At 45.8% G+C, this 23,538-nt stretch carries 24 protein-coding genes and 1 pseudogene; 1 reads left to right on the top strand and 24 read right to left on the bottom strand.

Annotation, left to right across the window (positions count from 1 at the left end):
- Positions 1-563 precede the first annotated feature (563 nt).
- The 18 genes from ACJHYD_RS18385 to ACJHYD_RS18300 all read right to left on the bottom strand — a co-directional run bounded on the left by ACJHYD_RS18385 (position 564) and on the right by ACJHYD_RS18300 (position 16,606).
- On the bottom strand, positions 564-794 hold the full coding sequence (locus tag ACJHYD_RS18385) for a hypothetical protein (protein ID WP_000121543.1): 231 nt from the start codon (positions 792-794) through the stop codon (positions 564-566).
- A 185-nt stretch (positions 795-979) separates the two neighbouring features.
- Positions 980-1,573: a phage N-6-adenine-methyltransferase gene (locus ACJHYD_RS18380; RefSeq protein WP_000559570.1), complete on the bottom strand. Its 594-nt coding sequence runs from the start codon at positions 1,571-1,573 to the stop codon at positions 980-982.
- Positions 1,574-1,756: 183 nt separating this feature from the next.
- The gene (locus ACJHYD_RS18375) at positions 1,757-2,566 is read right to left on the bottom strand and encodes a hypothetical protein (protein ID WP_000099880.1); all 810 of its coding nucleotides are present in this window, start codon (positions 2,564-2,566) and stop codon (positions 1,757-1,759) included.
- 158 nt (positions 2,567-2,724) lie between these two features.
- Complete coding sequence (locus tag ACJHYD_RS18370; protein WP_016607532.1) at positions 2,725-3,282, bottom strand: 3'-5' exonuclease; 558 nt, start codon at positions 3,280-3,282, stop codon at positions 2,725-2,727.
- 9 nt (positions 3,283-3,291) lie between these two features.
- Entirely contained in the window at positions 3,292-3,711 is a 420-nt protein-coding gene (locus tag ACJHYD_RS18365) for a hypothetical protein (protein WP_001718079.1), read from the bottom strand.
- A gap of 61 nt (positions 3,712-3,772) precedes the next feature.
- Positions 3,773-4,417 (bottom strand): AAA family ATPase, encoded by a 645-nt coding sequence (locus ACJHYD_RS18360; protein ID WP_000386469.1) that lies wholly within the window; start codon positions 4,415-4,417, stop codon positions 3,773-3,775.
- Complete coding sequence (dfrA51, locus tag ACJHYD_RS18355) at positions 4,417-4,893, bottom strand: trimethoprim-resistant dihydrofolate reductase DfrA51 (protein ID WP_022644974.1); 477 nt, start codon at positions 4,891-4,893, stop codon at positions 4,417-4,419. Before dfrA51 ends, ACJHYD_RS18360 begins: the two co-directional genes overlap by 1 nt.
- Complete coding sequence (locus ACJHYD_RS18350) at positions 4,890-5,303, bottom strand: hypothetical protein (RefSeq protein ID WP_022644975.1); 414 nt, start codon at positions 5,301-5,303, stop codon at positions 4,890-4,892. Before ACJHYD_RS18350 ends, dfrA51 begins: the two co-directional genes overlap by 4 nt.
- 1 nt (position 5,304) lies before the next feature.
- Entirely contained in the window at positions 5,305-6,408 is a 1,104-nt protein-coding gene (locus ACJHYD_RS18345) for a thymidylate synthase (RefSeq protein ID WP_023908289.1), read from the bottom strand.
- Between the two features lie 171 nt (positions 6,409-6,579).
- Entirely contained in the window at positions 6,580-7,449 is an 870-nt protein-coding gene (locus tag ACJHYD_RS18340; RefSeq protein ID WP_001011859.1) for a hypothetical protein, read from the bottom strand.
- A 77-nt stretch (positions 7,450-7,526) separates the two neighbouring features.
- Complete coding sequence (gene nrdB / locus ACJHYD_RS18335; protein WP_032328876.1) at positions 7,527-8,669, bottom strand: class Ia ribonucleoside-diphosphate reductase subunit beta; 1,143 nt, start codon at positions 8,667-8,669, stop codon at positions 7,527-7,529.
- A 105-nt stretch (positions 8,670-8,774) separates the two neighbouring features.
- On the bottom strand, positions 8,775-11,090 hold the full coding sequence (gene nrdA / locus ACJHYD_RS18330; protein ID WP_032328877.1) for a class 1a ribonucleoside-diphosphate reductase subunit alpha: 2,316 nt from the start codon (positions 11,088-11,090) through the stop codon (positions 8,775-8,777).
- A gap of 73 nt (positions 11,091-11,163) precedes the next feature.
- Positions 11,164-11,733, bottom strand: coding sequence for a hypothetical protein (locus ACJHYD_RS18325; RefSeq protein ID WP_000037962.1), 570 nt, complete (start codon positions 11,731-11,733; stop codon positions 11,164-11,166).
- A 9-nt stretch (positions 11,734-11,742) separates the two neighbouring features.
- Positions 11,743-12,486 (bottom strand): hypothetical protein, encoded by a 744-nt coding sequence (locus ACJHYD_RS18320; RefSeq protein WP_032328878.1) that lies wholly within the window; start codon positions 12,484-12,486, stop codon positions 11,743-11,745.
- Entirely contained in the window at positions 12,476-14,392 is a 1,917-nt protein-coding gene (locus ACJHYD_RS18315) for an AAA family ATPase (protein ID WP_001404451.1), read from the bottom strand. Before ACJHYD_RS18315 ends, ACJHYD_RS18320 begins: the two co-directional genes overlap by 11 nt.
- A complete protein-coding gene (locus ACJHYD_RS18310) occupies positions 14,389-14,667 on the bottom strand; it encodes a hypothetical protein (RefSeq protein WP_001348682.1) in 279 nt (92 codons plus the stop codon). Before ACJHYD_RS18310 ends, ACJHYD_RS18315 begins: the two co-directional genes overlap by 4 nt.
- On the bottom strand, positions 14,622-15,707 hold the full coding sequence (locus tag ACJHYD_RS18305; protein WP_000174804.1) for an exonuclease SbcCD subunit D: 1,086 nt from the start codon (positions 15,705-15,707) through the stop codon (positions 14,622-14,624). Before ACJHYD_RS18305 ends, ACJHYD_RS18310 begins: the two co-directional genes overlap by 46 nt.
- Positions 15,708-15,961: 254 nt before the next feature.
- Positions 15,962-16,606 (bottom strand): hypothetical protein, encoded by a 645-nt coding sequence (locus ACJHYD_RS18300; protein WP_000364573.1) that lies wholly within the window; start codon positions 16,604-16,606, stop codon positions 15,962-15,964.
- A gap of 201 nt (positions 16,607-16,807) precedes the next feature.
- On the opposite strand from ACJHYD_RS18300, the gene ACJHYD_RS18295 reads away from it, so the two are divergent.
- Positions 16,808-18,022 carry a RepB family plasmid replication initiator protein gene (locus ACJHYD_RS18295; protein ID WP_001348683.1) on the top strand — a complete coding sequence of 405 codons (1,215 nt, stop codon included), beginning with the start codon at positions 16,808-16,810 and terminating at the stop codon, positions 18,020-18,022.
- A gap of 579 nt (positions 18,023-18,601) precedes the next feature.
- On the opposite strand, the gene ACJHYD_RS18290 is transcribed toward ACJHYD_RS18295, so the two are convergent.
- The 6 genes and pseudogenes from ACJHYD_RS18290 to ACJHYD_RS18265 form a co-directional block, all read right to left on the bottom strand.
- A complete protein-coding gene (locus ACJHYD_RS18290; RefSeq protein WP_001229345.1) occupies positions 18,602-18,814 on the bottom strand; it encodes a hypothetical protein in 213 nt (70 codons plus the stop codon).
- On the bottom strand, positions 18,814-19,149 hold the full coding sequence (locus ACJHYD_RS18285) for a hypothetical protein (RefSeq protein WP_032252468.1): 336 nt from the start codon (positions 19,147-19,149) through the stop codon (positions 18,814-18,816). The genes ACJHYD_RS18290 and ACJHYD_RS18285 overlap by 1 nt, the downstream gene beginning before the upstream one ends.
- Positions 19,146-19,325 carry a hypothetical protein gene (locus ACJHYD_RS18280; RefSeq protein WP_023135695.1) on the bottom strand — a complete coding sequence of 60 codons (180 nt, stop codon included), beginning with the start codon at positions 19,323-19,325 and terminating at the stop codon, positions 19,146-19,148. The genes ACJHYD_RS18285 and ACJHYD_RS18280 overlap by 4 nt, the downstream gene beginning before the upstream one ends.
- A 39-nt stretch (positions 19,326-19,364) precedes the next feature.
- On the bottom strand, positions 19,365-19,640 hold the full coding sequence (locus ACJHYD_RS18275; protein WP_023135696.1) for a hypothetical protein: 276 nt from the start codon (positions 19,638-19,640) through the stop codon (positions 19,365-19,367).
- A gap of 179 nt (positions 19,641-19,819) precedes the next feature.
- Positions 19,820-20,452 (bottom strand): annotated as a pseudogene (locus ACJHYD_RS18270) (IS3 family transposase); the annotation flags it as partial.
- A gap of 68 nt (positions 20,453-20,520) precedes the next feature.
- Positions 20,521-23,538 (bottom strand): type I restriction endonuclease subunit R, encoded by a 3,018-nt coding sequence (locus tag ACJHYD_RS18265; protein WP_032187690.1) that lies wholly within the window; start codon positions 23,536-23,538, stop codon positions 20,521-20,523.

The following is a 23,538-nucleotide window of genomic DNA, read 5'->3' as shown; positions in this document are numbered from 1 at the left end:
GCCGCGCCGATTTTTCCTCGCGCGTGCGCACACGCGTGCGTGTTAATAATTATTAAAATAAACAAATTACTTCCCAGAACAGGTTTTTATAAACCTGAACTGAACGAACGAAGTGAGTGAAGTTCACCTCGAACGAAGTGAGAGGTTGTCTTTTCAGGTAATACTCTCCCAGGGAGGTGAGTATAAAAATCTCTCACCAACCTGGTCGTTTCATAACCTGAAAAGTTATGGTCTAAGTCTACTGCCAGCTTAGACTTGGGAAGTTATGGATGACAGCACCCCAGAACCGAGATCTTCCCACACTTTATGAAGGGGAGTACTGGATTCAACCTCTCGAAACACCCCAGACTCGACAATCATAAAGTGACCCTTGTCTCTGCTCACTTTGGTTCCCCCTTCCCCGACACCTAAACGGCACCAGTTCTACGCTGGTAGTGAGCTTTTTTAAACCTGACGCCAGTGACGCTTACCCCCACCCATCAGGTCGAGTCTCCAGTCTACGACTGGAAACTATCAGATCTTAGCACTTACAATTCACTTTATGAATAGTTTGTACTTATCTATCATTGTGATTGATTATTTTCTCTACCATGTAGTTGAACATTCAAGGCAAACACCTCATTGATCAACTCACCTAAAAGCTGTTCAACAAGTTCGCGATGCTCGCCAAGATGCAAGCACTTAATTGCCCATTCGTACAAGTTGAAAGCCTGCTCACGATCTTTCATCATTTCACGAGCCTGGGCCAGAAAATCGCTCTCTACGAGCGCAACGACATTAGTCGGGTATGACATGTTGGTTTCCTTAAAGTGGTTCATAAAATCGATTTTAAAGCGTCTGGGAAGGGGTTCTAGTGGATTCTGTTGTGATGTTCAGGTCTGGAGTCTCTGATACAAAACAGCCTGCTTCCGTATATTAATAATTAATATGTAGTTATTTATATATACAGAAGCAGGCTAATTACAGACGCCAGAACAAACTAAGCAGCCTTCTTTGATGGTCTTTTTTTCCTGATCACATTCGCAGGATCATACCCTCCCAGACTTTTCATGACGTCCAAAGGGATCTTGCTTATAGAGTGCCCAGCGTCCTGACAGAATCCTCGAAAAACAACGAGCATACTGCCACCTGGGTTGATGTTTACTTCTACCTGACCCAGATTTACGTCAGGCTCGACAAACGCTACGCGGCCACCAGACAGAATAATCGTCTCATTCGCACACTCTGTTGCACGCTCATACCACTTTGTATCTAGGGATTGAGGAATTAGCATCACTGTTGTAACTCCGCGAGCCTGCTCACGTATAGCCGCATCAATCCAGGGGTAGATTTTGGAGTAGGGTGGATTGAGGAAGGCAATTGTACCTGGCTGTCCCCATTCAGATTTCAAAGCATCACGCTCAACGCCTATGAAATTAGGCAGCTTTGCATTGTCCTTGTTGCAGGCAACGTCAACATCAAATGTCACTCCAAGATAACGTTGAATGGCAGAAAACAGCCAGTCAGGTGTTCTCCAGAGGTCACGAAGAGAGTTGTCACGCTTTCGCTGTTTGATTTTTTCGGCTGCAATCATCTTCTTTCTCGATAGGTAAGTAAATACCTATTTTTGCATTTGATTTTATGTCTGGCAATCAAATAAAACGCGCCAGAAATGCAAACGAGAAGCTCTCTGGCGCGTTTTTGTGGTGCTGGGTATGTGATTGGCTTACCCAGTACTATAAAGCTCTCTATGGGCTTTATTTTAAGTAGGGGAACGTCATCCAATAGTGTACTCCGCGACAAACTTCTTAACGATCGGTGATTCTTCGTTCAATGTTAGATTTCCACCGTCTCTAACGGCAATTCCTGTCGCTGGAAATACAGCCATCATTTGCCCAGCCTGAGTTGACGCAGTGTTAAGCGGATACGGTTTTTCTGGATTGCTCATTAAAGCAATCTTAATACTATTACTTGTAGCCTTCTTTTCTGTGAGAAGGTGTCTCATGGAAATTACCGTGTAAACACTAATATCTGGACCTCCGCTAAACCAATTAAGAAGGTTTAATATCTTATCCTTTGCTTTGACAGGCGCGTTATCGTAAGCGTCTAAGAAAATATCTTTTTCTAAGCCCGCTTTATTGAAAAACGAATCATCTTTATCACTTAAAGTAAAACGAGGACCTCTTGCAGTACGAGCTTTTTTATTTGTATTGCTATCATTTGACTGTTGAACTTTTAATTCATCATTAACCTCAACACACTCTTCAACCTCAATAAATCCCAATTGTTCTGGCTCGTTTTCGGCAGCTTCAACACTTTCAGCGTTAATTACGTTTATAGGCTCATGCGCTAACTCCAACTCATTTAAAGCAGAGCTGAAATCACCTGCTTTTTCTTCATTGAAAAGTTCTTCGGCAACATCATCAGAACTCATGGCTACGCCAGCATCTAGGCCGAGCAGCAGATCGTCAATATCATCAGTATTTTCAACCTGTGCAGCTTTTTTTACTGGTTCATCAAGTGATTGCAACATGGCTGTCAGCTCGTCCAGATCATCATTTGTCATTACATTTTCAACCGAACTCATGTAAGTCTCCTTCTGTTTGGTTACATTTGCGTTTCGATGGCTGCATTTTGACTAAACCTATCAGGCGGAAAAGTATTAAATACAGGCAGAAAATGATTGAAAGGCGACTGTTCTTTAAAAAAAAGCCTACTTTAAACTTTTTAAAGTAGGCTTTTGTTTTACACAATTTCAGAGGGTAATTTAAAAAATCCGTACTTATTACGTGCCTTAAAGAAGCATTGCATCATTAAGTTTGTGTCATATAAGGCACTATGTGCTTTGGCATGATCGTATATAAAGCCAAGAGAGAAGGCCAACTCTTCAAGGCGGGGACGTTTACCGTCTTCTGTGGCCCACAATCCCGATAACATAGTATCTATAACAGGAACTTCTGGCAGTCTTACTCCATACCCTGAAAACTCGTGTCGAATAAATGGTATATCAAATGCTTCGCCGTTATGAGCAACCCACACACTACATGCCCCCATATAAGCGCCAATTTCGCTGGCATGATTTGACAACAAAGGTTCAGCTGCGAGCTGTTCCAATGAAATGCCATGAACGGCTTGAGCTTTCGGATCTATGTTTCTGCGAGGGTTAAAACGCATCTCCAGACTATCAATATGTCTCTGTGTCTCCAGTTCATAGCGGGTAATTGCGATTTCAATAATTTTATGACCAGCAAGGAAATCCAGTCCCGTAGACTCGATATCGATGCCTGCAACAATCGTTGTCATCAGAACTCCTTACAACTTCTTAGCGCCCTTAAGTAGTGCGCTACGTACAAATTGAGCCGCTTTTTTCAAAGTTTCTTCACTGGTTTCACAGACAATCGGATCTTTCCACTTACCTGACACAGTGTTGAGAATATTGATTTGGTTGCTATCCAGACAAACAGAGATATAAAGCACTGTGCCACCAGCCAGCATCAAATGCATAGGAAACAGAGGCTTTTTACTGCCTTCACTGAACTGAGACATGGCGATGTTAATGGCTTCACCCACTTGTGTACCAACAAGCCCCTGCGCAGTTTCGAATATGGCACGAATAGCCAGACGAGCCTCTCGATCGCTCATAAGCGACCGGGAATGTTCGTCCGCTACACGAATCAAAGCCTCTGTTGTTTTCCGATCCAGTTCATCTTCAAGCAACATTTCACTAAACATTTTTTATCCTTAACCCATTTTGAGAGTTTTATTGTCGCAATGTCGAAGAGGCGAACAATTTCTAATGAACGGTCACTCGGCCACAGAACCGGTTTTCTATCTTTTCTACAGCGTTATCTAGCATTCTCATCACTGATCTGGCTCTTGCTTCAACCGTGCGATATCGGTTGGAAACGACGAAGGTTTGCAGATCTCCCCTTTGCGGATGCAGGTGAATTTTTGTCAGTTCCCCGCACATCAACGCATCAATACGAGCGACATACAGACGGTCTAATGATGCTCGTTGTGATCGCAAGTAATCTCGCTCTGAGAGAGCGACTCCCGGGCGTAAGCCAGCAATGGCGTTAAAGTTTGAAATAGCAGTTTTGTGGCAAAACTTTTCGATATCGAGGGCTAACTCAATACACCGATCTTCATTTGTATGGCCGACCAAATCCAACGTGTAGGCCATAACATCAGCAGGTGTGCGATCGATAACAAAGCCTTCAACACCACGCGTAAGTAGCTCTATATGCTTTGCTATTTCCATTTGAATCTGAAGCCGCTCATATAGAGGCATAGAATCACCTACTCGAACACCGAGGCGGCTCATCAAACTTCCGACACCAGCATCCACGTAAGGGATTCCGTAATGTTTGTCGATATATTTAGCCAGGGTTGTTTTCCCACTGCCCTGAGCACCAGTGATCCCAATCCGGTAATCCATTACGACCTTCTGTATACGATCTGCGAAAAGCCAGGCTCTTCCTCGCTGGCTCGTTGGGTATAAGCTGTTTCAACAGGCACAAAGCCTAAGTTACGCATCATGCTTGCCGGGAAGAATGCATCGGCGTTTGGTACATCAATGCCGATGTGGGAGAGCCAAATCTCTTCAACATGCGGCATGAATAGCGAGTAAATTTGTTCCCCGCCAATCACCCACACAGGCTCTGGTAATCGCAACACATCATCCACACCAGCAGGGTAGAATCCATTTGGTACAAAGCCATGAGAGCGCGTCAAAACGAGGTTATGACGCTCTGGAAGAGGGCGTTTGAGACTTTCCATCGTTTTACGCCCCATAACGACAGTGGCGTTTTTGGTGAGTCTCTTAAATAGCTTCAGATCGGTAGAACAACGCCAGGGGAGTTCATTCGCTATGCCGATCTCATAGTTACGGCCAACAGCAGCGATCATCTTCATTTGCTCACCTCATAGATGACCGGTCGATGGTGAGAGTCGGCTAAAGCGGCACGGAGTCGAGGATCGTGCACCAGCGCAGCGATAAGCAGATCGCCTTTATGCTCCGCTAATGTGCGCTTAATATGCTTCTCATAACTGGTGCCATTCGGTACGAGATGAAGCCAGTCATAATCAACGCCAAAATCTTTCAGCCATCGTTTAGTTGGCGCTTCAAGAGTTTCAGAGCGGCTACTGATAAGCACCACTTCAGCCCCTGAGCGAGCAAAACCACGCAACATACGGCTGGTGGGGAAAATGAGTTCATCACCGGCAATGAATTGGCCTGCATCCGAGTCAGATACAGATTTACGATGGCTGGTATTTGCCAGCACACCTTCAATTTCGCATAAGACATACATACCTCTTGCCATATCACACCGCCACTGGAACCTTGATCCACGGTAGAGGGGCATAGCCAAGAATAAGAATCTCGTCCCATTTGAAATCATCCAGCTCAGACCATTCATTAGGGAATATAACGACCGGATCTGAATGCTCTGGAGCCTGTCGTTGCATTAGCTCACACACACCTTCCATGTGGTTGTTGTACAAATGCACGTCAAAGCCAAAATGCACAAATGCACCGGCCATGTGACCCGTAATCTTCGCGAGAAAATGAGTGAGAATGCCATAGCCAGCAATATTGAATGGCATACCAACAAAAGTGTCTACGCTACGCTGTACGAGGCAGGAGTTGAGGATGCGTTTGGGGATTCCAAGTTCATCCAGTTCAGTTTCAGTAACACTGCCGTCCATCTCCAGATCGTATAGCATCTTGGTGTAGATAGACTCATAACCGAGGCGACTGTGTTGAAGACCAATGTCAGTTGCCATCGTTAAACGGGTTTCAAAATCCAGTTCACGACTCCACAAAGAGAAGACAAAGTGGCAAGGTGGCAGTTTCATATCCTCAAGCTCGCCTACGTTCCATGCGTTAAGCATGATGCGACGATCGGTAGGGTTCGTGCGCAGTGTATCGACAATACGCTGTAGCTGATCGATTTCACGGGACAGCACTACGCGATCTTCACTGATACCCAGGTATCCCTCGACTTTGTACCCGCGTTCACGGAAAGTAGCGATCTTGCTCAGATATTCACTATGGCTCACGATGCGGGTATCTTCCCATCGACGCCACTGCTTACCGTAAACCGGCCCCAAATCGCCATTCTCATCGGCCCATGCATCCCAAATCTTAACGCCGTTATCCTTGAGAAATTGGATGTTGCCCGTGCCTTTCAGATACCACTCAAGTTCGACAAGCAGTGGCTTAAGATTTACCGCCTTTCCAGAAATAAGCGGCACAGTCCCACCAGTAAGCATGTAGTAAGAGGGAACGTAGCAGGTGCTTAAAGTACCAGTGCCTGTGCGATCATCAGCCTGCACGCCGCTTTTAAGCACCGTCTCAATAACTTTTGCATACGATGCGTTTGTTACCTGACCGTTCGTATGCTCACGATTCAAAAGGAGTGACACAAAAACCTCACAAAGATAAGTAACCACTTATTCATTAAGTGAGTTTACATTTATTGAGGGAACAAGGCCAGATAGATAAAAAAATGGTGGCCATAGGCCACCAAAAACGAATAGTTGTTTCAGAAATTTAACGCGCCAGCGAAATATACACAGATAGATAACTACCTACAATTATTTTTTGATCATTCCGTACATTGCTGAGGCTTTAGCTTGCTCAACAAAGGAGGATAAATCGACATCACTATAGGTTGGAGACTTCAGAATCTTTCCATCGGAAATTCGAAAACCGATCATCTTATCGGTGCCATCAGCATGGCGAAATCCCAGGTCAGAAGAGTCGTATTTGCAGTTGGCCACAGCATGGCGACGCTCTTCGGCATCTGCAGGCCATAATTTTGTCATGTTGGACCGATGAATTTCGCCAACCAGCTCGACGACATTGATACCGAGAAAATCAGCCAGTCGATAAGTCATCATGCACGCCACATAGATTTTGTTCATTACACGGCGCAGTTCCTGAATCAGCTCAGAATCCTTAACAGTCTTCTTCTCAAGTTTATCTGCCAGCTCTTCGAGCATACATGACGCCTCACGAGCTTCCTGAAATGGCATTGCCATATCATCGAAAACAGTGTTACCAGGCACAAAAATTGTCTGCATAAAGCGATCAATGCTCTGTTCCTGCGTGTAATAAGTCATGCCGGTAGAAATACCACCTTTGATGGCGACCATCGTACCAACACCAACGTATAAAAAGTCGGCCATTGCATCCAGCAGTTGCTCAATATCCCCATTCATTGCGGCTGGAATACCTTCCACTACAGCTTCTTCATGAATCAGGCTTGCACGGAGACGAAGCAGCTCTGGTGTCGGCATAACGCGTCTCGGATGCTGGAAGAGTTCATGAAACTGATCGACCATCTTGTAAATACTTTCAGTGGCTACACCATGGCCTTCATGCAATTCATATGGTTCTGGCTTAAATCCAATGAGTCGATCGGTGGCAAGTTTCAGGTGGTCAGTCAGTTTGGTAAAGTTCATGCTAGTTTTGTTCCTTCTTAATTCTTGTGATCCATTGTGGCCCAGCGTTGCCAGGCCACATAATGCTTTGTATCGGTTTACAGGTCTGCAAACTGGCTTAGAGAAGCCTTATCCACGGTAGAATCGATCTGACCTACCAGATATGTGCTTTGCTCTGCCTCTTGTGGTGCAATTTGCAGTGTGTCGGTTAACAACCACTTGTTCATCCAGACCAGCGGGTCAGTGGTAACTTCTGGAAATAAAGCCTTCAGGCCAAGACGATTCATAGCCAGATTGGTGCGGTATTTTACATAGGTTTTGAGAATATCCGCGTTTAAACCAATCATCGAACCGTCTTTGAAGAGATAGTCTGCCCAGTTCATTTCTTGTTCGGCGACTGATTTCATGGTGTCGTAAATGACGTTTTCTTCATCAGCAGCAATCTCTTTCCACAATAAACCTTCGCGACCGGTACGCATGAAGCGGATCATGCGTTCAGTTCCTTCGCAATGCAGAGCTTCATCACGGGCAATAAAGCGCATAATTTTGGTGTTACCCTCAAGCAACTTCCGTTCACCAAAGGCAAACGTACATGCAAAACTTACGTAGAAACGGATCGCCTCAAGCGCATTAATGGACACCAACGTGCGGAAAAGCTGACGATGCAAAGGGTATGGCTCCCAGCCATATTCATTTACGTACAGACGCTCAAATTCCTTCTCACCTAACGACTGGCGCTCGCAGGTCATCCCATAAAGCCTGTCATATTCAGCAGAGATACTGATCGCTCGGTTGATGATTTCTTCATCCGTAACAATACCGTCAAAAACAATGCTCGGATCGTCCACCATGCCACGAATAATGTGGGTGTAGCTGCGGCTATGGATAGTCTCAGAGAAAGACCACGTTTCAACCCACGTTTCCAGTTCAGGAATAGAGATAAGCGGCAGCAGCGTTGCATTTGGGCTACGTCCCTGAACTGAATCGAGTAACGTTTGATAACGGAGATTGCTCAGAAAAATGTGACGTTCGTGGTCCCGCAGCTTCGTGTTGAAGTCGATACGATCGCTCGAAATATCAACTTCTTCCGGCCGCCAGAAGAAAGACAATTGACGTTCAATCAACTTTTCAAAATCACGGTATTTTTGCTGATCGTAACGTGCCACGTTGACAGATTGTCCGAGGAACATAGACTCTTTGGTTGCATCATTAGCACCCAAACGGAACGTTGAATATGACATGTGTTTTTCCTTTTTCTTTTTTATGTGTTTAAACAAGTTGTTATCTTATTTGTTTAAACAAGGCTTACAAATCAAAGAGAAGGTGGGGATACACCCCACCATATGTCAGATTTTGCAGGCTCCGTCGCACTCATCTTCTGGCTCGACGGCTACAGCTTGCGTCAGTGGATTCTGCGGTTCGTCGTCATCACGCTTTCCTGCCCCATCTCTGGTGTTGTGGTAGTAAAGCGTTTTAACTCCCATCTTGTAGGCGAGAAGCACATCTGACAGTAGCGTCATCATTGGGACTTTATCGCCTTCAAAGCGAGAAGGGTCATAGTTGGTATTGGCTGAAATAGCCTGGTCAAAGAACTTCTGGATGATCGCCACCTTTGTCAGATAGCCGCGGTTGTCCGGCATATCCCACAGGTATTCATACTGTTCCTTCAGTTTTTCAAACTCAGGCACGACCATCTTGACGATGCCGTCCTTAGAAGATTTCACTGACACCGGGCCACGAGGCGGTTCGATGCCGTTGGTGGAATTAGTGATCTGGCTGGAAGTCTCGCATGGCATTTGTGCCGTCAGTGTGGAGTTGCGAAGGCCGTATTTTGCAATACGTTCACGCAGTTCTTCCCACGGCATCTTTAACTCAAAGTTGGTTTCGCCACTTTCGTCTAATGAAGAACGGTAATGGTCGATCGGCAACTGACCAATTGCGTACTTGGTCTGCTCAAACCAGTCACACTCACCTTTTGCTTCAGCAAGTCGGCAGCTGGCATCAAGAAGGTAATACTGGATAGCTTCGAACGTTTCATGCACCAGTTTATTGCCAGCGGTATCAGAATAACGAACGCCATTTTTTGCCAGGTAATAAGCAAAGTTGGTTACACCAATTCCCAAGCTACGACGAGCTTTGGCAGGCACTTCGGCTGCCTCCATCGGATAGTCTTGATAATCCAGTAACGAATCCAGTGCAGCAACGGCATAGAACGCCACCTCTTTAAGAGACTCCAGTGAACGGATGGCTCCGAGGTTAAAAGCGGATAAAGTGCATAGCGCGATCTCACCGTTCGGGTCGTCGGTAAATGCCAGTGGACGGGTGGGTAGGGTGATCTCCATACACAGGTTTGACTGGCGGACAGGTGCAAGAGCAGGAATGAAAGCGCCATGCTCATTAATATGATCGACGTTCGCAATATAAATTCGGCCCGTGGACGCTCGTTCCTGCATCAGAGATGAGAACAGCTCAATGGCAGGTACTGACTTCTTGCGAATTGAATCATCGGCTTCGTATTTATGGTACAGCTTTTCAAACAGATCCTGGTCTGTGAAGAAGGCTTCGTACATATCAGGCACATCATGCGGGCTGAACAGAGTGATGTTCTCGCTTCTGACGAGTCGACGGTACATCAGACGGTTACTCATGACACCGTAATCAAGATGGCGAACGCGGTTTTCATCGATACCACGGTTATTTTTCACCACCAGCAGACTTTCAACTTCAAGATGCCAAATCGGGTAAAACGCTGTTGCTGCGCCACCACGGACACCACCTTGCGAGCAAGATTTAACAGCAGTCTGGAAATGCTTCAGGAATGGAATAACTCCGGTATGGGTGGCTTCACCATTGCGGATCTCGCTGCCCAGCGCACGGATACGGCCAAAACCAATACCAATTCCAGCACGACGTGAAACGTAGTCGATAATTGCGGCTGAAGCTGCACTAATCCCTTTCAGACTATCGCCAGACTCAATCAGCACACAACTGGAGAACTGACGGGTTGGAGTACGGACGCCGGCCATGATTGGTGTGGGCAGAGACAGTTTGAACGTACTTGTAACGTCATAGAAACCTTTGACCATCTCCATACGTGTTTTGCCAGCGCAGTCGTCTTCCCAATTCTGGAACAGACACATGCCCACCAGCATATAGATATGTTGCGGCCCCTCATGAATCTCACCAGTAACACGGTTTTGAACGAGGTATTTGCTTTGCAATTGCACCGTAGCCGCATAGCCAAAAAGATCGTCACGTTTAGGCTTAATGTAATTGCCGAGTTCTTCGATCTCTTCAAATGAATAATGTGTCAGCAAATCCTTGTCATAAACGCCCTTGCTAACGTTCTTGATAATGTGTTGGTAGAAGTTCGGATAGTCGTAACGACCGAAGGCATCTTTGCGGATTTTAAAAATGTTCAGGCGGGCAGCCACCTGCGAGTAATTTGGTGCATCTGGTGAGATCAAATCAGCGGCAGATTTAACCAAAGCCTCATGCAACTGGCTGGTGGTAATCCCATCAAAAATGCTGGCCGCAGCTCCCATTGCTACAGCGGATGCGCTTACACCACGAATGCCTTCTACGCCATACATTACGACGCGGTTGTATTTTTCTTCGGATAACGGCTCTGTTTGGCCGTTACGTTTTACGATGCTTATCATGTATCACCAAATAAAGAGGGCCACTATATTTAGTGGCCCATGTTAATAGATAAGCACTTACCTATCAATGAGATCAAATGAGAGACTTGAGAACATCGCGCACCTGGCGAAACTGATCTGTTTGCATACCGGTATGGATGGCAGCCACCGCATCAGCCAAATGTTCGTTTTTGTTCACGAGAACATCCTGTCCAGATTGCTTACGACGCAGCCACGGTGCTTTAGGGTGTTTTTTCGTAGCCCACTGGATAATCTCTTCTTTCGATGTAGTAAGTTTATTGCCAACAAAATGCTTGATTTCGTTTGGAGTGACCTGGATCAATGGCTTATCCACACACGCAAGTACACCGATACAAATACCGTAAGACGTCTGCGAACGAGAGTTTTGGCTCCCAACCGGTAGTTCACAAAAAACCATATTCGCCTTATCAATGATTGGCTTCGCAACACGCCATATTTCACTGGCACGGCGCAGATCGTCACTGTTCACACGAACGGTCTTTTTGTTACTCCCCGCTTTAGTCTCAACAAGAGTAAGGCCGTGAATCTCAAGTTCGTCCGTTTCAAGGTCTAAAGTGCCCACAGCAAGCCCAAAGTTGCTCATAGAGGGATCAACACCAACTACGCTGATTTTTTTACTCATATAGTCTCCTTACCATGTTCCCCATAGAGGGTTTTCCAATAATCTCGCCTCCAACGAATTGGCTACTATTGCCGTTTGCAACGTTGGTTGGGGATAGTTTGCAAAGTCTGAATACTCATTTTCCTGCGTGACACGTTTATCTACGGCATGTTTAACGCCACTTGCTATGAAATGACGCATGATGCCCAACAGCCTCCGACTGTCTGCACTATCGTTTGCTAAAACATGAGGGAGCTGAAGTTCGATTTCTACCATTTCTCCATACTTACCAACAAACTGTAGTTTGTCCGCACTGTACTTTTTATCCCTCCTTTGGATAAGGAAACCAGTAAAAGCATCACCTGGCGATGCCAAACTATCCACCCGCTTATTGGCAAGTCGAATAAGGTTCGTGAAAGCCATACAGTGATGCGCACCCATTCCCCCAAAGAACCCTTCGCTATTAATGTTAAGATCTTCAGTTTCATGGGATGCAATAAACCCAGGCCCGACGTTGGGAAGATATCCCCCCTCAACAAAAGGATTAATCAGGATCGGCGCAATACATCCAGGTGGTAGTGATTTCAAACTTTGCATCAATGGTGTCTCGGATATTAGACCAAGCAACGCGGCGAATTGTACTCCGTCAATATTGTTGCTGCCCCATAGAATACGTGGAGCCGCACCATTGGAAGTATGCCCATTGATCAGTTTTATCGACTGCATCACTGCAAATACCTGCAAAAACTGCGAGCGGCTTAATTTAAACGACATAGCTGCGCCCCTCTTTAACTTCCAGCGTAATAGTTTCCCGGAACCATGACTTCATCTCTTTATGGGAGATAATCAGCACAGTACCTCGCTCGCGAGCTTTGGACTCCAGAATACCCATGAGGCGTTCAAGACCGGCTGTATCGAGTGCATCGTCAATTTCGTCGCCGATAAACAAATCGATGTTTTTACTCGCCCGGTTACTAACCAGATCCTGCAATGCCAAAGAACACGCAATGCGAACCTTCCGCTTCTCACCACCAGAGAGGGTTTGGAACGACTTACTTGAACCTTTCTTCTGCACACTAATGTTGAATTTGTCGCGATACTCACCTTTTTTAGTGACATCCATCGTCGACCACTCAGCAGTAATATTCCCGTCAGACAACGTATTGAGATACTCGGCAGTGCGTGTATTCAGGAAAGGCGTAACAGACGTCAAAATATGAGAACGCACCCCGGCAGGAGAGTAGACCTGACGAGCTTTTTCCAATAGCAACGTTTGTTCCTGAATAGCCTTCAACTCATCTTTTAAGGACTTGAAGGTAGACTTACTGGATACCAGGTTATCTTCGTGTCTGGCGATAAGAGCAATAAACGGATTAATCTCTTTTGATATACGATCGACCTCAGTACGAGCACGAGTCACAAGAGACTCAATAGCAACAACCTCCTTCTCACGATGACGCAAAGATGAGAGTTGTTTCGTAAGCTCTTCAATCCGGGCAATGATAGCCGTTACATCAGGTGTCGTTTTAACAAGGGCAGACTCAATGCTTAACGCTTTCTCAAGATTCGTTTTGTGTTTAGCCATTGCCTCTGCAAGTGTCTTCGCCTGACCAATTTCCTGACGTGCTTGTTCAATGAAATTCTCCTTCACCGTTGATAGATCTTCTTCGCAGTAGGCTTTGCCACAAGTAGGGCATGGTGATCCCACTTTAGTACCAACCTCTTCTGCTTTGGTCTTAAAATTACGCGCGCGGCTCATTGCATCAGCCTGACTATTTTCTGTAGCTTTGATGCTTGCCCGAATATCAGTTATCGCACCACGAACTTTGAGCAACTTGGCGTCATGTTCTTCTTTTGAGGCTAACTTTTTGCGCTCACTTTCGATTGCCTTCTCGGTATCACGGATCTGTTCGGGAAGAGTGCGGATCTCAAGTTCAACTTCCGTTAACTCAACTTCGGCACTGGCCAGCCCAGCCAGGGCATCGTCATAACGTTTAGAACGCTCTTGCTCCCATGATTCAGAGGAGGCTTTCGCTGACTCAATTTCTGACTGTGTTGCCTCAATGGTCGAGATTGTCGACTCCAATTTGGTTTTAACCACATCCATACGTGCGGCAGCTGCATTAGCTCGCTCACGAGCAATAGCGTAGGCGCGTGTCAGTCTGTCAACGCCAGCGGCTTCTTCTACGATGGTTTTGAGGTTTTTGTCGGACATTCCAGGTAAATCTGGCATAGCTTCTTGGCTCGCATAGATGGAAGCCATGAAAACCTCTTTAGATGCACCGATCAGACGCTCGACGAACTCTTGCGTCAGCGCATCTTTGCCTTTCGTCATATCGCCGTCTTCACCACGAACGATAAGCCGATTTTTGAACTCTTTGTGTTTACGGTGACGAATGATCGCATATCTCTTGCCTTCATCCTCGATGGTTACTGCAACACGACAGTTCTTTTCATGGTCGGTAGACAACACATCGTCCCCCTTCACACCATGAGCTGTTTCGCCATAAAGACACCACATCAGGCTATTCATTAGCGTTGACTTTCCAGAGCCATTACTTGATGCGGAACTATCATCACTATTAACACCCTGAATGAGCACTAAACCACGCTGATCTAACTCGACCTCCGCGCTGGCGATAGCCATAAAATTCTCAACCTGGAGCTTTAAAAACTTCATATAACACCTTTGATACCGTGTGTTAGCTTTTGACCTTCTTTCAATCTGAACTCCGTATGCGCCGGGAAGGATCTGCGCCTCAATACGCCTTTTCTGGTTAACCTTCCAAGATAAAACGCTACGGGATTTCCTTGTGGCGGGTAGGGCTTGTGAAACATCACCGTCTGGCCTCGTTCAAGTCTTTTCATCGTGATGGCAAAGTCTCGAAAGCTCCCATAACGACTTTGCCTCACACAGCCTCCGAACTCTCCGCTTCGGTGAGGATTTCCTGACACAAAATATCCAACTTGCTCAGATCAAATCCGCCGTCAGTATCGTGGACAATCTTGCAATAAGCAGATACCGACTCTCCCAGGCTATCGATTTTGCTGGTTTCCGTTGTGCTTGCTGTCCCTTCCATCATTGATGACTTACGGATGAAGTTGCACACGACACCTTTTGCACCCATTGTTTTGAGGATGTTCTGGTACTTAATGCCTTCTTCATCGTTCTCAATTACGGCGCGGAAACGCACGTAGTTGCCGCGAATTTGGTCATCGGCAACATAATCTTCCAGGTTAATGAATTTAGGCGCACTGGTTTCGTAGTGACTGAAACTGCCGTCCGGGTTTACGATCATGTAACCAGCCAGAGATCCAACATCTCCCCAATTTTGATGGGTCAGCGCACCGACACTGATAACTCCAGGAATGACCTCTTTGTGGTTGTGGTAATGCCCACTAAGCACGAGACGAAAGCCGATATCCTTTAACTCCTGCGCATCGATACCGACGTCAGGCATTGTTGGAATGGCTTTGTTAATGGATGTATGGATAACAACGTCATGGTTATCACCTTCTACGCTCTTACGTAATGCTTTCAGATCGCTGATAAGCTCCGCATGATTGTTACGCCAGCTAATCAGGTGGACAGTCACATCACCAATTTTTATTGAGTGTGGGCGCTTGCCACATACGATTACCACGCCGATAGAACTCAGCGATGCTGCTGCGTTGGCGCTATATACTGAATCGTTGGTTTCAAGATCGTGATTACCGGCCAGCATTACTACTGTCAGATCAAGCTCGTTGATAATCCACTTGTACGTTTCAGTTACGTAATGCAAAACAGAAGGGGACACAGTTCCTCGGACGTGAAATGTATCACCGGCAACCAACATGTACTTACAACCGGCCTTCTTCATGGCGATGGCTGCTTCTTTCGTTGCTTCCAACTGTATTTCAAGTCTGGAGTTAAGCCCCTCTGCGTTCGTCGTGGAGAACGCATCCCATTTGTGGTAGTGGCAGTCAGAAATGACGCCGTATGGCAAAGTCATGTGTTTTTCCTTTGTGGTTATTTTGATACAAATTTTAAGAGCAATGAGAAGGTAAACAACTATGCATAACGGTATGTTAGGAATGAAACGAGCGTCTTAATATACAAAACTTATAAGTAAGTATATACCTATTTATTGTGGCGCAACTTTGCTTGTCTGTATGACTAAAAATAAGACAGGATCACTGTAGAACGCTATGAGAGCTATTTTGAGGAGGCGTAGATTCTATCTACGCCAATATACGATCTGGAGGGTTACAGCGCGTCAGTGGGCTTTTTACGCGCTGCGTTTATGCTTATGACGCCAGCTTTTGGACGTGGGTCAACAAGGTTAAGCTCTTCTTCGCTGTGGTATTCGAGGTCGAACTCACGTTTTACATGTCTGATGTAGATTGCGGTGAGCAGGCTATCTTTGGTCAGAAAGTGTCCGTAGGATTTGCGGATCACTTCTTCTACCTTCTCGATTTTCTCACCACCCATACAGAGATGATTAAACCGGCTGTGTTTCCGCAACATTTCGTCTACTGGGCCTGAGTAAACCTTGTCTACTTTCCCAAAACGGATGATTTTCCCTGTGTCTGCGGATACGAGGCAAATCAGCTTGTCTGGTGATAAACGATCTCGCCACGTCACACCTGAACGGAGTGTGTTGAAGTAGGGAGCATCCAATCCGATGATCGGTTTACGAAATGCGAGTAATGGAACGTACCTGATGCAACTGTTTAAATGAAAATTCACACCAGCCTTATCAAGTTTAATTCTGGTTTCGTAGATCGGGCACTTCGCCGCTATACCGCAGATGTCACAAAGCAACTTCTGCTTATTCAGGTTGGAATTTGATTCGATAGTGTAGGAGCCGTCTTCAAGACGACGAACCCAGCGCGTGCGTTTTAGATCCATATGTCATTTTTCTGTGATTGTTAGCCGAGGCAACGATAACCCACCAGGTGCGCCGAAGGTAGTAAATGCCTGTTTTAATTATTCACATATCCACAGGATAGATCCTAATAAAGAGATCCATAGATAGATCCTTATATAGATCAAATAAGATCCCCGATCGCTGTAAGCCGCGCCACGACTGGTCTGAAGTCATGTTCATGTATGCTGTCAGCGGTAATTGATAGTCTGTCAGCGGTTCACCGTATGCTGCCAACTGTTTTTGGTATTCTGTCAGCGGCAAATCAAGTATGCTGTCAGCGGTTGAATGACAAAGGTGTCCACATGTCCACAAAAAATAAAAAAGGTAAAAATAACAAAGAAGTAGAAGATAACATCGACAACTTTGAAGAAGGTTCCCTTGAATTGTACACAGGGGAACTTGTCCCTAATAGCAACAATACAGTCCAACCAATTGCGTTGATGCGACTGGGGTTGTTCGTCCCCACGCTTAAGGGAACAAAATACAGTAAACGTAACAAGCCAAATGAGATCGATGCTTCAAAGGAGCTTGTCCAGCTCGAAGTAGCCCGTTCTGAAGGCTATTCCGATATCAAGATAACCGGTCCTCGTCTCGACATGGATCATGATTTCAAAACGTGGGTGGGCGTTGTGCGTTCGCTGGCAGAATACGGCGAACCTAACGGTCGTGTCGAGTTAAGCATCACGAAATTTGCGAAGTTTTGTGGCTATCCATCGTCACAGATCCGCAAAACACTCCGCGACCGGCTTACAAACAGTCTTTTGAAGATCATGCGTACAACTCTGTCTTTCCAGAGAACGTATGAAGAAAAGAACGTCGACGGCTCTAACAAGATCTCGCTTCTGATGGTGCACCTCATCAATAGCGTGGACTACAACGAGCAGAAAGATACGGTGGTGTTCTATGCAGAACCGAAGCTGGCCGAACTATATCGCTTTGACCATAAGGTTCTTTTGCAGTTAAAGGTTATCAATAAGCTACCACGCAAAGAAACAGCACAGGCTCTGTACACCTTCATCGAAAGTCTTCCAACCAAGCCTGCGCCGGTATCGCTTGCTCGATTGCGTGCGCGACTCAATTTGAGTAGCAGGAATGTCAGCTCGCAGAATCAGACTATACGTAACGGCTTAAAAGCTCTCCAAGATTTGGGCTATCTCGAATACAGCGAGATTAAGCGTGGGCGGTCGATCTATATCCAGATTCACAGCCGCAATCCAAAACTCAAAGTCGCACCGCCAAAACCTGAAGACATCGAACCCAAAAAACCAGATGAGAAAGCCGGGGAAATTGATGCCAAACAGAACATTATCAATAAGATAACCGAACTTTCGCAGAATTTGACGCCTGAAAATATCAAGATGATTGAGATCCTTTCCAATAGTCTCAAACTGCTTTGATATGCTGTCAGCGGTGAAATGTATGCTATCAGCGGCTATTTTTCTGAAAAGTATGCTGTGAACGGTTAAAGATATGCTACCAGCGGTATAGTGAGATGAACGTATGCTGTGAGCGGTAAATCATCTATCACCACTCAATGCTCTGCCATACCTCCCCAGTGGTTACTAACCTCGAAGAGTGCATTCCATATAGGTTTGCGCTCACTAACATTCTATTGCTATTGCGCTGATTGCTTGTAGTGAAAGGCATTTATTGCCTGCTACTCCCTGATAGAATGTATGCTGTCAGCGGTGTTTTATTGAGGAATTTTTGTTTGGATATGCTATCAGCGGTAATTAATGGTATATGTCAGACCTTCGTATGCTGCCAGCGGTAATTTTGTTCTGGTTATACCCATACCGGGACACATTATTCATGCAATGTCTTAAGTATGCTGTCAGCGGTAAAAAATCGAGTAAAGTATGCTGTGAGCGGTGAGATAGACTCTCGATATGCTATCAGCGGTAGTTGATTGTGTATGCTGTCAGCGGTGACGACTATGAAATATGACTGCGGAACGTGCCGCAGTCAGTTTGCATTTAGTGTATTTTCTTTAACAGACCCCAAAGTGTTCCGGCTTTTGTAGTCAGTTTTCCTGTTTCTGGATCGTACATACGCCATTCACGCCGCTGGTGGACGATATACCCATCTTCACGTTCCAGACGCTCAAGAATGCCAGGCTGCTTGAAACCCTTAGCACGCCAGTAGCCGCTTGTTTTCTCGATTTCCAGACCTGCCAGTGTTAATGCCATTACCCAACCTCCTTGCAGTCATCGAAAAGGTAGCTGTCGTTCTTCGCGTGAACGCCGTATACATCACCCGATTTGTTGTAAACGAACCTATCTTTACCTACGCCAGATAGTTCGCCGTTACGTTTAGTGAGAAACGGGGAAGACAGGACGCGATCATCGCGTACCACATAAAACTGTTCGCCACGGTCCACAACCATCGCGCCGTAATTAGCTTTAACGGCGTTGCGGATCAGGCCGTTTTTCGCTTCGACCACAAACATTTCGCACTCATAGACATGTGTGTCCGCAAAGACGGGGAGAGTGAGCAGCGCCAGTACCAGGGCTGTTTTCTTCATGCCACGACTCCTTTGAAAACGCCTAATGCTGAGTCGAAGACCAGTACTACGGCCAGCGCATTGATCATCACATCATTAACAGGCGCCAGCGCTTTACGGATTGCCCCTGTGAAGATGCAGTCGAGCACAAAGGCTATCGAGATAATAAGTAACGTGATATCTAATAAAATTTTCACGATAGGTAAATGCTAACTTATATATTTTTGCTGTAAATATCACTCAAAAGTGCTGATACCCAAAATGCGCTCAAGATGGGCCGCGTCTTCATCGCTTACCAGCATTGTGTCGTCTACGTACCAGCAGCTACCGTTGTGCCAACAAACACCGTCATCATCGATATAAATAGAATCCGCATCCATTCCTGTGTATTCAACTAGATTGCGTTCAATTGCCGCTTGAATTTCTTCATCGTTCAGCCCGTCGCACTTGATCATGAACAACGGGTAAACGTCATAGTCGGTACTAGATGAAATGCGAACCAAAGTCTTCATGTGTTTTCTCCTTGTTGGTAAGTACTTATCTATCTTAATGGGCGCTATAAGGCGCACAATCATTGTGTTCAGGCTGGTGGAAAGAACTTCTCCAGCGTGTGGTTGATAGCCTTATCAATGTGCATCAGGTGCCAGACGATCATATCTTTGCTTCCAATGCCGCGAGTGTAGATGAAGTGTCAACAAAAACTGGCCACCGAGTTAGAGTTTTTCCAGTATCGATTTTCCGATTCATTTGGGGGTAATCCACCGTTATATTCGTGCGGTCTTAGTGCGCTGTAATATCCAACGATATAGTCCGTTATGGCGTGAGCTGCCTCGCTGAAGCTTACGTAACCCACCACCGGCATCCATTCGTTCTTCAGACTCCTGAAGAAGCGTTCCATTGGGCTGTTATCCCAGCAGTTTCCGCGCCGGCTCATACTCTGCCTGATCTGGTATCGCCACAATAACTGCCGGAACTGCCTGCTCGTATAATGACTGCCCTGATCGCTGTGGAACATCACTCCGCCGGGCTTACCACGGGTTTCCCATGCCATTTCCAGCGATTTCATGGTGAGCCTGCTGTCCGGCGAGAACGACATGGCCCAGCCCACTGGTTTTCTTGCGAACAGGTCGAGAACAACGGCGAGGTACGCCCAGCGCTTACCCGTCCAGATATAGGTCACATCACCGCACCACACCTGATTTGGCTCGGTCACGGCGAACTGCCGTTCAAGGTAGTTAGGGATAGCAACATGTTCATGACCACCACGTTTATACCGGTGAGTCGGCTGCTGACAGCTGACCAGCCCCAGCTCCTTGGCAATTTGACGTCCTTTCAGGCCTGGTGACCCACCTAATAACTCTGAGACTGCCTTCAGCAAACCATCACTCCTTTCTACCTACCCACCATTCGTTGCATACTTTGCGTCCACGAGGCTTTAAATGCTGAATCTCCTGCGAACAACTTGTAGAGCTCAAGTTCATCTTTACGGCGTTGCAGCATGATTTCCTTGAGCATTTTTTCGAAGGCCAAATTTCGATTATGGGGATCTGGGTTGTTTTTGTATTTCGATTCGAAGTCAGGGTGATTGCGGATACTTTCAGCGATGTTCACGAACTTAACCTTTTGCTCTTCAGGTGTGGCACTCCAGCCCTGGAACCATCGCTCATTAAATGTGCGAATGATTTCATCCAGCGGGTCAGTTTCTTTTTCACCGCCATGCACCCCACGTGGGTTCGGATTTTGAGGATCAAGCTCCGCTTCTTGGTCACTAAGTTTAATGCTGTGGTTAAGCTTCACACGTTGCAAACCGTATGAACTCAGATCGACAGAATCGAGAAGCTCATCAATAGCATCAGCATCGGGATCTTCCACTTTCAATTTCGGTATTAAAAACTTCAGGAACCAAAACAGTTTTTCCCAGCTGACCATTTCATAAGGCATGATAGAAGCCATCTGCCCATAGATTTTAACGAACTGTTTGGCTTTAATCTTAAAGTCCACTTTAGCTTCAGCTTCAAGATCTAGTTCATGGTCAAACCGCGCTGCGGCAATATCAATGATTGGACTGAGTGTTTGGGCGTCTTCATTCTTGAAATAACGCGTCACAAAGTCTTCAACTTCATACCACTCGTACACACCGACATCGTCCATTTCATCTTTCAACTCGTGCAGTACGTTTATATCTGTAGCTTGGGACAATGACGTTGCTGTATAGAAAGGATCGAATGCTGATTGAATATCTTCAACCGAGTTGAAAAAATCCAGGATAAACAAGTCTTCTGTTTTCTTCCCTAGCTTAGGTGCACTGCGATTGAGCCTAGATAGCGCCTGAACACACAAGACACTGGCGAGCTTCTTATCTACATACATGGCGCAAAGCTTAGGCTGGTCAAACCCAGTCAGATACTTGTTAGCAACCACTAAAAGTCGATACTCATCGGTATCAAACATATCTTTGGTATCTGACTCGGCAAAACCATTAATATCTGCTTCGGTATATTCAATACCATCAACTTCTTTGGTTCCTGAGAAAGCAATGGCAACTTTAAACGGGTTTCCTTGCTCCTCAAGTATTCGCCTTATCGCTTTGTAGTATCGAATGGCCGCCTCAATATTTTGAGTGACCACCATTCCTTTACCTTTACCTTTGAGCTTTTTCGTATTCACGACATGCGGAACAAAATGCTCCAGCATAATCTCTGCCTTGATATCAATTGTTTGCTGGCTTCGTTCTACATAAGCTCTGAGTTTTTTCTGCGCCTTTTTGGTATCAAACTCAGGGTTATCAGCAATTGATTTCTCAATCTCATAATAACTTTTGTACGTCGTATAATTTGCCAGCACATCCAAGATGAAGCCTTCTTCAATGGCTTGTTTCATCGAATACAAGTGAAACGGCTTGTAAGAGCCATCTTCTTGGCGTTGACCAAATTTCTCCAAAGTGCTGTTTTTTGGTGTCGCTGTAAATGCCAGGTACGACGCATTCCCGCGCATCTTACGCGATCTCATCGCCTGAAGGATTTTATCCTGAGCATCTTCTGCCTCTTCGACTTCAGACTTGCCCATCGCTCGGTTCATATTGTCATGCGCCGAACCAGACTGTGAGCTGTGTGCTTCATCGATGATCACTGCAAAGCGCTTGTCACTAAGATCGGCGATACCATCAATAATGAACGGGAATTTCTGAATCGTCGTTATAATAATCTTTTTGCCATTCTCCAGCGCCTGCTTAAGCTCAGAAGACTTATTCGCTGGGGCAATAATGTTCTTTACTTCAGAAAACTCTTTAATGTTATCCCGCAGCTGCTTGTCCAATAGGCGTCTATCGGTGACCACAATCACAGAGTCAAACAACGGCTGCTCCAAGCTTTTTCCGCCTGCCACATCAGACGAAGCAGGATAGGTTTCAATTAGCTGATAAGCTGCCCAGGTAATCGAGTTAGACTTACCTGAACCGGCTGAGTGTTGAATTAAGTAAGTCTGACCGACACCGTGCTGGGCGGCATGGTCTACTAATTTTCTCACCACATCCAATTGATGGTATCGAGGAAAGAACAGGGTTCGCTTGGGTAATGGATCTTTGCTTGACCCATCCAGACGCACAAAATGCTGAATAATATTCGCCAAGCTGTCTTTAGTGAATACTTCTTGCCATAGGTATGCCGTTTTATGGCCAGATGGATTCGGCGGGTTGCCTTGTCCAAGATTGTGACCTTTATTGAACGGCAAGAAGAATGTACTGCTACCTGATAACTTGGTGGTCATATACACTTCGTCGGTATCGACCGCCATATGCACTAGGCAGCGGCCAAAGGTCAGCAATGGCTGAGTTGCATCCCGATCATCTCGATACTGCTTTTGGCCGTGATAACGTGCTGTTTGCCCGGTCCATGCGTTCTTCAACTCCAGCGTTATCAAGGGTATTCCGTTGATAAACAATACCATGTCGATTTCTTGTAGGGGATTTACCATGGAATAGCGCACTTGGCGAGTACAACTAAACACGTTATCTGCAAAGTTTTGCTTTACCTTCTCACTACTACTTGCCAAAGGGGCTGGATAGAGCAAATTGAAATGAGCATCGTCTACGCTTAGCCCTTTCTTAAGTAAATGAAGAATGCCATGCTTCTTAATCAGTCGGTCAAATCGTTCGAGTAACTTACGTTGCCAATCTGAGGGGTTGTTCTTTTGCAGTTTGGCCAACTCTACTTCTTGTGTCTTTTGCAGAAATTGCCAGAAAAAACGTTCATCAATGGCATATTGCATATTAAAGTCACTAGCAGCACCAATGAAGTATCCAGCACCCAGTGACTGCTGACTCAGCCCCTCTTTGAGCTCTTCAGTACTGATCCCAGCCAGACATTTCTCAATGGCCGACTCTAATGCTTGTTCATTGGTTTGACTGACCAT

This window comes from Escherichia sp. WS1368 (genome assembly GCF_046487485.1).
GTDB classification, from domain to species: Bacteria; Pseudomonadota; Gammaproteobacteria; order Enterobacterales; family Enterobacteriaceae; genus Escherichia; species Escherichia coli.
This window is presented reverse-complemented; position numbering and strand designations above follow the sequence as displayed.